Annotated in this window: 8 protein-coding genes; 4 read left to right on the top strand and 4 right to left on the bottom strand. The window is 54.3% G+C overall.

The window, feature by feature from the left end; all coding sequences use genetic code 11:
* Positions 1–294 precede the first annotated feature (294 nt).
* The 4 genes from RSSM_RS10435 to RSSM_RS10420 all read left to right on the top strand — a co-directional run bounded on the left by RSSM_RS10435 (position 295) and on the right by RSSM_RS10420 (position 5,391).
* Positions 295–945: a DUF6928 family protein gene (locus tag RSSM_RS10435; protein ID WP_044302191.1), complete on the top strand. Its 651-nt coding sequence runs from the start codon at positions 295–297 to the stop codon at positions 943–945.
* Positions 946–1,114: 169 nt separating this feature from the next.
* Positions 1,115–1,576: a VOC family protein gene (locus RSSM_RS10430; protein ID WP_008677717.1), complete on the top strand. Its 462-nt coding sequence runs from the start codon at positions 1,115–1,117 to the stop codon at positions 1,574–1,576.
* A 380-nt stretch (positions 1,577–1,956) separates the two neighbouring features.
* On the top strand, positions 1,957–2,406 hold the full coding sequence (locus tag RSSM_RS10425) for a hypothetical protein (RefSeq protein WP_044302189.1): 450 nt from the start codon (positions 1,957–1,959) through the stop codon (positions 2,404–2,406).
* 513 nt (positions 2,407–2,919) lie between these two features.
* The gene (locus RSSM_RS10420; protein ID WP_008677710.1) at positions 2,920–5,391 is read left to right on the top strand and encodes a recombinase family protein; all 2,472 of its coding nucleotides are present in this window, start codon (positions 2,920–2,922) and stop codon (positions 5,389–5,391) included.
* 118 nt (positions 5,392–5,509) lie between these two features.
* On the opposite strand, the gene RSSM_RS10415 is transcribed toward RSSM_RS10420, so the two are convergent.
* The 4 genes from RSSM_RS10415 to RSSM_RS10400 all read right to left on the bottom strand — a co-directional run.
* Positions 5,510–6,460: a CBS domain-containing protein gene (locus RSSM_RS10415; RefSeq protein ID WP_008677708.1), complete on the bottom strand. Its 951-nt coding sequence runs from the start codon at positions 6,458–6,460 to the stop codon at positions 5,510–5,512.
* Between the two features lie 30 nt (positions 6,461–6,490).
* On the bottom strand, positions 6,491–8,485 hold the full coding sequence (locus RSSM_RS10410) for a GmrSD restriction endonuclease domain-containing protein (RefSeq protein ID WP_044302185.1): 1,995 nt from the start codon (positions 8,483–8,485) through the stop codon (positions 6,491–6,493).
* Entirely contained in the window at positions 8,482–9,495 is a 1,014-nt protein-coding gene (locus RSSM_RS10405) for a hypothetical protein (RefSeq protein WP_008677703.1), read from the bottom strand. The genes RSSM_RS10410 and RSSM_RS10405 overlap by 4 nt, the downstream gene beginning before the upstream one ends.
* A 206-nt stretch (positions 9,496–9,701) precedes the next feature.
* A partial coding sequence (locus tag RSSM_RS10400; RefSeq protein ID WP_044302183.1) for an ATP-binding protein occupies positions 9,702–10,401 on the bottom strand: 700 nt, incomplete at its 5' end.

The following is a 10,401-nucleotide window of genomic DNA, read 5'->3' as shown; positions in this document are numbered from 1 at the left end:
GTCTTCACTCACTGCTGCAGATCACCCAGTGTGGCGCAATCGCCCTGGCTCATTGGTGCAGCAACCGCGTGAGATTTTGCTACGATGTTGCGGGCGGCGCCATTCGTGTTCATGGCCACTTGCCGGAATCGTTCGACGACCTCGCCCCAAACAAGAACTCGAACACCGCAGAGAACGCGAACACCGCAGTAAACCAAACTGTGCACCGGAGTACGCATTCGCGTGGGAACCAAAAGCCAGTCTTCCATCGTGCCCGGTTGCCGCAAACGTTATCCCGCTTGAGAGCAGTACCACATGGGCGCCAAAACTTGGATGCTGGTTACATCGCGTGGCAGCGCGTCCGAAGCGCTTTCAAAGCGCCCAGCGCTCGACCGCGAGGCAGCGCTTGCATATGCTCAGTCGCTATTTCCCAACGAGACTCTTTCTCAACTCGAAGCCGGCGACCTGTCCTACACCAACCCGCCCGACGATCAAATTTTCGTAGGCCGCTATGGCGATGTGAAAGTAGTTGCGGCTAGCGAGTTCGGAATCGACTACCCTTCCCAGCTAGCGGAGAACTTCATTCCAACGACCGGGGTCGCTACCCTTCACGCTATGCATAGCGTTGTTGACAGGTTTGCGTTCGCGAATTGGGTCGATGGAAAACTCGTCCGATCTTTGAGTCTGTCCCCTGATCAGGGCGTAATGGAAGATATCGGCGAGAGACTGCCGTTCGAGATCCCGTTTTGGAACGGCGTGTATCCAGCGGTCGACGATGAGGAAAAGGAAGATTATCCATTCCCTTTCCATCCGTTGGAATTGGGCGAGGCTGCTTTGCTGAACTTCTTTGGTTATCAAATCGAGGGGTATGCCGACAAGAACCTGATTGTCCCCGAAGAATTTCCGCTAGTTCGATTGAGCCGTGCAGCAAACTCGCGTGGCAAACCTTGGTGGAAGCGTTGGTAACGACTGGGCGGTGAAATACGAAATCCTGATTGCGAGACAACAACACGATACGCACGGAGCGGCAAATCCCGTGCATTTTGAAATGGAGATCGCTTGCCCCATCCCGGTGATGGCAGACGTTCTGCCACCAACGTGATCCCCCTTCAAACGACACAACGAGATCGACCACATGCCAGCACCAACACCCAGTGAATTCATCCCATACCTCAGCATCACCGATGCCACGAAGGCAGTCGCGTTTTACACCGACGTGTTCGGCGTTGCCCCATACCTTCTGCTTAACATGCCCGACGGACGAGTGATGCACTGCGAATTCCGCTTTGGCAATACTCGCTTCTTCCTCAGCGAAGAACTCCCTGAACATGGAGGCACGCCAAGCCCATCGCGACTGAACGCCACAACGATTGCGATTCACCTGTACGTCGACGACTGTGACACGATGATCGAAACGATGAAAGACAATGGGGCGACGGTTCTCATGGACCCCACTGATATGTTCTGGGGCGAACGATTTGGACGCGTGCGTGACCCCTTCGGCCACGAATGGGGAATCGCAACCCAACTTCGTGAAATCTCACCTGACGAAATTCACGCAGCCGCCCAGAAGATGCTCGAGGAGATGTCTGAGTAGTTATCCGCAAGCAATAGCGGTAGCCGCGGCTTTCCTCTGTCCCTACCAATTCCGGGTCATTTTTCGCGGACCGCAGGTGTTTGCGCGGCTTGCGACTGCATACCCGTTGCCGAAGCCCTCGTCAGAAATTGAAGGAACCGCTGTCTGAGCACGCCAACATCACGCTTTCATGATTTCACCGTTCGCGGCCAATGATCTTCGCGGCCAATGATCGATGAAGCTCGGTATAACAACTGGGTCGATGCTTCTGAATTCAGCCTGGCAGATATCGACGTGAGGCGATGGTGGAAGGGTGGTCCGTTTACTTGCCTGCCGGCAAGTCGCTTGCCCGTCCCCGCAGTTCATTAACGCTATCCAACTGAAATCCACACTGATCTCTCGTGACCGACAGCGTCAATCCATACTCGCCGCCGCAAACACAGGTGCCACCGCCTTCTTGGTGGTCGCGGATCACAAACACCCTATTCGCCGGAATGACCAAACGGCCATATGCTAGGTCGCCAGACTTTGCAAAAGGTGAGGCGATCATCTGCGGCGGAATTGCGTTCTTCATCGATCCGAATGATGACAAAACCCTCTACGCCGGATCACCATCGTCGGACCATTCGGATGCCCGGTTCGCATTAGTTGCTCGCGAAGCCGTTCGGTATCTTCCAGTGTTCCTAGCCGAGGACAAACACCCTGTGCCGCACATTGACGATCGGCGGTTGGTTGTCCGCATAACAGATGACTACCGCGGTGTCTTCTCCGACTACACTCGCGCCGTCGAGTTGCTGCCAGCCCCGCTCTCGGTCGGGCTCGGTAGCATCGTCTCGGAACACAACCAATAACCGTCGCATACAACGGCGCGGCGGTGGTGGCCCCACCTTGCACCCGCCAGGCTGCTTTCTCGTGCGCTCTTAAGCACAGTTCCGCCAGCAACGCAGATTGCGAAAAGACACGAAAAAAGCAGCGTTTCGATTGAAAACGCCGCTTTTCTCGGGAGTACCCCCACTAGGGCCCGCACATCCTTCTGAAACGTTGGATTTAGCGGCCTTATCTAAAAGTGGGTCCCAAATCGGGACCAGCAGTCGGCGACGTCAGTTCAGACGCTGATCTGACGTAGCCACAAGGTTTACCACCGCCCGTTCGCCATGCGGAATCGATGCGTGTCATCCGTCGTGCCTCTAACGCTCGATCCCAGGTGACCGCTTCGTTTTCGCAGCGGACGGGCCGGCGGAACCAACGCCCACACCGCGGAGATTCGGGGCTCTCCTTTAGCCCCCAACCGATTCTCCGCTCAACACAACCGATCCGGTGCAGTCTATCTGCACCGACCCTCATCGAATGAAAGAGCCTCAATCATGACACATCAAGACAAGAACTCAAAATCGATTACGACGCCCTCGTCGGTCGCAGGACTGCCCAGCGAATCCGCACTACTCGAACTCGCCCAAACCTATCTCGAGGAGCAATACCGGCATTTCCCCGAGTACCAATCACTCGGGCTGCTGCAGGAGCGGAGCGACGCATCCTACCGCATGATGGCAAAACAATTCGCGAACGCCTACTGCTCCGGCAATGTGCAGAGAGTCACGCCAACTTCGCGTGCTCCTAAGAACCTGACGGTCGCCGCGTGCTACGTCCGCTACAGCGACGCCAACTCGAACACGCGATCGCTCGACCAGCAACTCATCAACGTGCTCAAGGAAGCCAAGCGTCTCGAGGCCTTCATCCCGTGGGAATATGTTTTTGCTGACGCGGCCATTACCGCGACGACGACTGCTCGTCCCGGGTACCAAATGCTCAAGAGCAAGGTCGAATCAGAGGAAAGCATACCTCGGATCATTGTCGCCGATCAGCTTGACCGCCTGCACCGGGACCAAGAAGAGTCAATCCGCTTCGCCAAACTTGTGAAAGCGAGAGACCGCCGATTGGTCACAGCCGACGGCTACGATTCCATCAGCGACTTCGCAAAAGTCGCACAGGCATTTTCCTCTTTGCAGAGCGAGATGTACATCGATCAACTCAAGGTGAAAGTTGATCGAGGCATGACAGATGCCTTCAAGAACGGCAAACACCTCGCAGCGCCGCCGACGGGATACAAACTCGTTGAGCGGAAGGACGCAGAAGGCAACACCATCATCAACTCCAACAGCAAGGTGGAGAGAACAGTTGTCATCGATGAGGAAGCCGCTGAGGTCGTCCGCCGAATCTTCGACATGTATGCCAACCAAAAACTCAGCCCCGCGAAGATTGCGAAGGTACTCGACGGCGAGTCCGCGCTCGGGCGTTCCACCTGGGGACCATCCAGCGTGACGCAGATGCTTGGGAACGAAAAATACATTGGGAAGTGGAGATGGAAAAAAACAACGACAGTTCAGGATCCTATCACGGGTAAGAAGTGCGCGGTCACCGTTCCAAAAGAAGACCAATTCGAGAAAGAGTTCCCGGAGCGAAGTATTATCTCGCAAGAACTCTGGGACGCGGCGGTCGCGAGGAGGGAAGAGGTCTCTCGCAACACCAATCCGCCCAAAGGAAGACGCAACAAGTCCCGTCAAGAAGCTTACCCAACGATGCTCTTCGACCTCTGGTGCGATAAGTGTGATGCTCCACTGCGGCGTTTCCGGTCGGCTGGCACCTATGTTCAACTGCATTGCCCAAACGGAAAGGACGGCTTACGCGGCTGTGACCTCAAGTCGTCCAAGTCCCTTCGCATTATCGAAGAGCGCCTGCTGACGCCGATCAAGCAGCAACTCTTTGCCGACGGATATCCAGAGCGTCTCTGCGCCCAGGCCAACGAGTTTCTGGAGGAAGAAGCATCCAAACCACCTGTCGACACGAAGAAAATTGAACGCCAGATCACTTCCCTGGAGGCGAAGCTACGACGAAACGGACAGCGTCTCTCAGGCCTCGATGAGGGTGTAGCAGCCGACAGCCTGGTCGATAGCATTCAGACTGATCAAAGCACGTTGACTGAGCTGAAGGCGGAACTCGCACGCACAGCGAAAGCCAACTTCCGACCCGAACCGCTCGACGTCGAAACGATCCGAACGCTCCTCTCTAACCTGCATGAACTCTTGCACGACGACGTCGTCACGGCTCACGGCATTCTTTCGAAAATGGTTGGTCGCGTGAGTGTATCGCTCGGCGAGAAGCAAGGACGCACACACACGTGGAAAGCCAAGGTCAACCTCAATCCAGTCCCGGCATTGGTGGAAATCGGGAAGCAGAAAGATTGTCCAACCACACACTCACTGGAGTTCCTTCAAGTGTGTAGTTGGACAACGGGGGAAGAGTTGCCGGTCACGATCGTCGACTTCCCGAATTACCAACGGATTGCGGCCGAAGCAGCGAAAATGCACGAGGCGGGCTCGCCAATGAACGCCATCGCCGTAGCTTTGGAGATCGATCCCTCGACTGTCAAACTCGCGATCGAGTGGGGGGCAAAGAACGACACTCGGTTCATCCCACCGGCCGACTTCAGCGTCCGACGCAAGAACCCCAACAGCAAGACGGAAAGGATCGGTCCCGAGGTCGTACGGTTACGAAACGAAGGCTTATCTTTCGTAGAGATCGCCAAGCGACTGAATACCTCCCAGGGAACCGCCTCACGAGCGTACAAGCAATTCCATTCCGCCGAAAACGTCAAGGCGGTCAGCCAAGGCAAGAAGCTGGAAACCGGCCCCAAACGCCGCAAGATCCCCGACGAGAAGATCAACAAGATCCGCGACCTTCTCACCAACAGCAACCTCAGCAAACGAGCCATTGCCCAAGAAGTCGGCGTCACCCCCTGGACCGTCCGCCATGAGGCGAAACGGATGGCGGGATCGTAGTAGTCTTATGGAACGCTAAGCCTCCGAGTGCATCACCGACCGCGGACGATGCGGAAGGCCGTTGGACTTCTCACTGGGCTGACACAACGCTCATCAGCTGATCTTCGGCCGAGTCGTGTCATTCGGCCGGTGACAAAATGATTGTCTCCTCGCCGTCACGGGCAAGCTCTCGATGGTACAACTCCAGGTTGTAACGGAGCTTCTCACGAAAACGCCGCAGACGATCCGTGTCGCGTGGGGTGATTGCCCGACGGAAGTGAAACACCACATTTCGGAGTTCATTGACGTCCGACAGGTCCTTGTCAACCAACGCTCGCATCGAATCGAAAACCGGTTCGAAGCGGTCCCAGTTCTTCTCGCAACAAATGATCGACCTGTACTGTGAGAATGTCAGGTCCTTGAGCGATTCAATCTCACGAGCCCTGGACGTCTTCAATAATTTGATCGCCTTGCCGACCGCGGGAGTGTGACCATTTTCTTCGATAAATTCTTTCAAGTTGGTAACAGCTTCGATGGCAGGCCGGTTTGCGGACTCCACGAGTGAATCAAGTACAGCTTGTAGCTCTTCACTGTCGTAGACCACTTCGATGATATCGCGGATTGCATGCTCGACTTCGTATATTAGTACAAATGCTTCAGCGAAGTCATTCAGACGCCCAAAAACATCTGCAACGCATAAAATTCCCATTAGGTCGTTGGGGGTCCCGACAAGCACGTAGTCGAGATCAGACCAGTCAGTTTCCGTGTCGATGTAGACGTCCGGACCGATGAAGCGAGCCGGTTCCATCGCGTCACAGATGGCAAGGTCTGTTGGTTTGATGGCTGTCGATCGCAAATCAGCGACTCGCCAGCCAAACGACTTCCAGCTGAAGACCCCGACGATGGATCCCGAACGGCCTGCGACTGGAATCTGCGAGAACCGCTCGTCGAGCATCCGCTCGATGGCGTCTCCGGCCAATGTTTTGGAGTCCAGCATGACCATCTGCTGGTCGAATGGCAGCAAAGCCCGAGCCGGCCCAAAAGGACCAGGACGCTGGCGAGAGCCAGTGTTGTTCGACGATTCGCTCATTTTTTGCCCCAAGAGTAACTAGTCTAAACTTCACTCGGCACTCGCTACCGCGATGTCACTACTCACCGCGTCATGGTGCAATATCTCTGCCAGCACATACCGCTGAAACGAATCTGGAGAGGAGAAACAACGGTAACCAGCGTTGCTTGCAGAATCATGCACCTCGTCCGGTTCGTTGATTAGCACCGCAACCGGCTGCGTCAGTCCCGGTTGCAACCCATCGGGCCAGGCTAGGTCCAAGAACGCAACTTGATCACCAGCCTCGTTAGTCAATTCGAACTCGATCTGACCTTCAGGCAACCCCTGGGAGACCACCCAATCACGGCACTGGGTGAGACGAGCCTCTTCCTCGTCGCTGTCAATGCTCCCGGGGATGTATACCGAAGCTTGGGCGACAAAGTCAGTCTGATCGCCCGCCTCAGGTTCCGGCACGTGGCCATTCGCCAGCTTTTCCAGGAACTCATTCGCCGCATTGGCCAACAACTTCCTTCTCTCGGCTAGGAAATCAAAGTAGTTTTCGACCTTCCAGAGTTCAGGATCCATCGGCAACCAATGTGTTGCAATCGAGCCCGGATTCTTTTGTTCATAGTGGGGAAGGTATTCCGCCGGATCCCGCTTAGAAACTTCGAGGTTCGTTTCCTGCGTCAAGAACGTGAAGTTTGCGATTGCATTCACTTCTCGCTTTTTGATCCCTGCTTCGTAGAGTAGCGCCTTTGGGAAAACATGATGAATTTCAAGACGGGTCAAGTGACCCAGCAGATGGTTGTTCAGTTCATCACCAGTCCCCCAATCACGAGCGTGACGCGCCCGCGTCATCATGTAGAGAAGGGGGTAGAACCGGTTGCCTTTCGTTGAACCTGCGAAATCACTTTCCTTTAGTCGCAAGTCACCACGGTTTTCACGCAGTTTTTCTATCAGTTGGTCCAACGCCCCATTTTCGCCAGTCGCATTGGCAGATTCAATTGCTTCGAGATCTTTGTTGAGCACGCTCTCGGTGGACGCTGAGTACCGTCCCCAGAGCAATGTGTGAATGTACCAGTAGAGCAAGCGATCGCGTTCGGATTGGTCAACCAACTTTCCGCCTCGCTGCGACTCGTACCGAATCATCAGTGGAATCGCGAATCGACTGCCCAAGACACGATCGTGATCCAAACCGAGACGACTTGCGATCCGGTTGAGCGACCGGTCAATCAGCTTCTCGCTCGTCTCCAAGCCCGACTTGAACCCAGCAGGTGTAACATCCTTCATCGCCGTGAAGAGTGCCTCGCCTGTGGTGACGGTATTCACACCACGTAGCAGCCAGTCCAGCGTGAACTTGTATCCCGCCTTTTCCCACTTTTTCAAACGCAACTTCATCTCGTCGCGAGCTTCTGGCCACTGGGCACAAATCCGCGCGAGCGTTAGATCGCCTTTGGAGAGCTTCGTGCCCCCGCTGTTCACTTTATTGAAAATATCAACGACAACATCAATGGTTTTGTCGGCACCAACAACCTCCTCGATGTGAAGATCGATTTCCTTGATGTTCGCAATCGCGGTGACACGATTTAGATATAGATCGATTTGCTCGGCTAGCTCAGGGACCTTCATCAATTTCGCCAGCGTGGCCCCCGCACCATCGCAGAGCACCTCGGTCACGCTCAACCACCGAGCGTCATCCTTCATTTTGGTGGGTGCGTAGAATTCGAAAACTTCAGACTCGATGTTGAAATAGAGTCCAGAAAATGCCTTTGCGTCGCCATCGAAAAACTTCGGGGCACGCCCTCGTATCAGGCCGTACAATGAGGTGATGCGTTGTTGCCCATCGAGTAGCAATTTCACCGTACCGCTTTGCAGTTCCTGAGAGCCTCTCGCGTCTGCGTTCTCAGTCTCAGTGACCCACACCAGCAGGCTGCCAACCGGGTAGCGTCGGTAAAGCGATTGCACCAATCCGCGTACTTGCTCTCGGTTCCATACATACCCTCGTTGAAACTCGGGCAAGGCCATCGCTCCGAGCTCTATCTGGTCAATGATCGTTCCGATCTTCACAGCACTTCTCCTTGGGTTCGTCGTTGAAGCCACGCGACGTCGTCTGCATCAACAATCGCGTGGCAATTTCCTGCTGCATCCTCGTAAACCAACGTCTGACACATCAATGGATTGTCACCCAGAGACTGCGAGATCGGTTTTCCATTCGTGTAATCGGGCATCGGCGGCAATGCCCCGTGCAACTTGTCGAGAACTTCATTGAACAAAAAAGCATTTGGATCTTTGAGAACACTCGGCGAAACGAATCCTTTCGACTGGCATCCGTCCGGTCCGACAACGCTGAAGCGAGAAGGTACTTTCACACGCCCCACACTTCTGAAGTCGTGACGCGAAAGTTTTCTCAACACGCTCAAGATCTCCTCGTCGGTGCCCGAAAGCGAATAGGCTCGTCCGGCCAATGCGTAGATCATCGCCGTGTCCGCATCCATAAACGCCCACAGGCAAACGGCAAATTGTGCCGAATCAGAGCCGCCATCGCTCGCACTTGAGTCGCATTCCTCGAAATCATCTTCCTCGTCATCACCGAGTTGCTCTGCTTCGAACTCAAGCCGCAGCTGATAGCCAGCCTCTGAAAGATCAATTGCCATCACCTCGGAACCAAAAGGCTGCGCATCATCGACAATCCGAAGGTTGTCGGAATAGTCATGACAATCCGTGACCGCTCCAGGTACGGCATCCCACGAAAAGCTCCTGAAGCTATCTCCTCCAGTCGTTGGTCGGTAAAAATGCCCGCCGGCACCGATGTGAATTTCGCCGCCTTGGAACTCTACCGTCCAGTAGTGATAGATCTCATGGTCACCAAACTGACGACGGGGGCCAGTGAGAGTTAGCGACGCGTCGAAGTACTCGTGCACAACATCAGGCGAGTCATTGAGCAGCGATCCCATTGCCGCAACGACCTCTTTGTCTTTGTCCGAAACGAGCTCCGATTGCCAAATCTTGCCCAGCAAGTGCATTGCAATTTTGACAACCTCTCGGTCAGTGTCGTCAAAGATGTATGGCTCACTCATGGGTAATTGGTCTGGATTGGTCTGGATTGGTCTGGATTGGTCTGGATTGGTCTGGATTGGTCTGGATTGGTCTGGATTGGTCTGTTTTGCCGTGTTTTGCCGTGTTTTGCCGTGTAAAAACAAGTTGCTTTTTCACATTTGAATGGCTCTAGGAAAGGTTCAACAGATCAGGCTGAGATGTCTGGATAAGTCCGAATTTGTCTGGATCAGGGCTTTGGTGCATTAGTTCTGATGTAGGTGGTGGATGGACCTTTGCCTTTTTTTTCCAACCAACCACCTGCCATCAGCTCAGAAAGGTCTCGTTGAAGATGCCTCTGGCTTGCTTCACCCCCTCTTTGGGAATAGTAGTCTCTTGGCTTCAATTTCTGCCCCGTTTCCAAAGCGTTAAGTAATTCGATTTGTCTTTGATTGAGATTCAGGGTGCTGAGAGGCTTGCCGTTAAAGAGAGTCAACGTCACTCCGGTGATGTCAGAACTCCATCGTGGTTTTGGCAGCTTGCTGGAACGACAAACTTCCAAGATCCTCAAGGTTCCTGATCCGATACGTTCAACCAGCCCTCTTAGGAACAGAACTTGGCAGAGATCAGGGTTCCGAGGCATGGATGGGTGAGGCCGACTTAGTCGACTCGGTGTCCATCCCTCTGGAAGCCGTCCAGAATTCCAAATTTCAATTCGTTCAGGATAGACACTGATTGCCATCCCGCTATCAAAACCCGCATAGTCCCGGTGCGCGATTGCATTCATGATTCCTTCACGCAGAGCAACCATCGGATACTCGGAAGCCTTCTTTCGCTCCATGCTCGAAGATGTCACTTCGCTGATCACCTTCACATGGTCTTCCAAGAATTGCATCGCCGAATCAAGTAAGTCAAACGCATGTCCGTCCAATTGTCGATCATCGAGTATT

The organism is Aporhodopirellula sallentina SM41, assembly GCF_000346505.1.
Taxonomy (GTDB): domain Bacteria; phylum Planctomycetota; class Planctomycetia; order Pirellulales; family Pirellulaceae; genus Rhodopirellula; species Rhodopirellula sallentina.
Note: the sequence above shows the minus strand (reverse complement) of the source record. Positions and strands in the feature narration are given on the sequence as shown.